This is a genomic window from Pseudoalteromonas rubra (assembly GCF_005887115.1).
GTDB lineage: Bacteria > Pseudomonadota > Gammaproteobacteria > Enterobacterales > Alteromonadaceae > Pseudoalteromonas > Pseudoalteromonas rubra_F.
This window is the reverse complement of the sequence record NZ_PNCJ01000195.1, coordinates 1-387: the sequence shown is the minus strand read 5'-3', so window position 1 is coordinate 387 and position 387 is coordinate 1. Positions and strand designations below refer to the sequence as shown.

Genomic DNA, 387 nt, shown 5'->3' with positions numbered 1-387 from the left:
CGCTGTGCTTCATCATGGCTTTCGTAAGCTTCAACAATAGCAGCGACCACGGGGTGGCGCACCACATCATGAGCTTGGAAAAAGTTAAAGCTGATGGCCTCAACATCACTGAGCACCTCAATTGCATGACGCAGGCCTGAGCGCGCGCCGCGAGGCAAGTCGACCTGCGTAATATCACCGGTGATCACCGCTTTTGAATTAAAGCCAATACGGGTTAGGAACATCTTCATTTGTTCCACTGTGGTATTTTGGCTCTCATCAAGAATGATAAAAGCGTCATTCAACGTGCGACCACGCATATACGCCAAAGGAGCCACTTCGATGACGTTTTTCTCTATGAGTCGCTCAACCTTCTCAAAGCCAAGCATTTCAAATAAAGCATCATAA

The 387-nt window shown here is 47.8% G+C and carries 1 protein-coding gene; it reads right to left on the bottom strand.

Annotation, left to right across the window (positions count from 1 at the left end; genetic code table 11):
• Nucleotides 1–387: PhoH family protein (locus tag CWB98_RS23735; RefSeq protein ID WP_138546999.1), on the bottom strand; the 387-nt coding region annotated here is incomplete at both ends.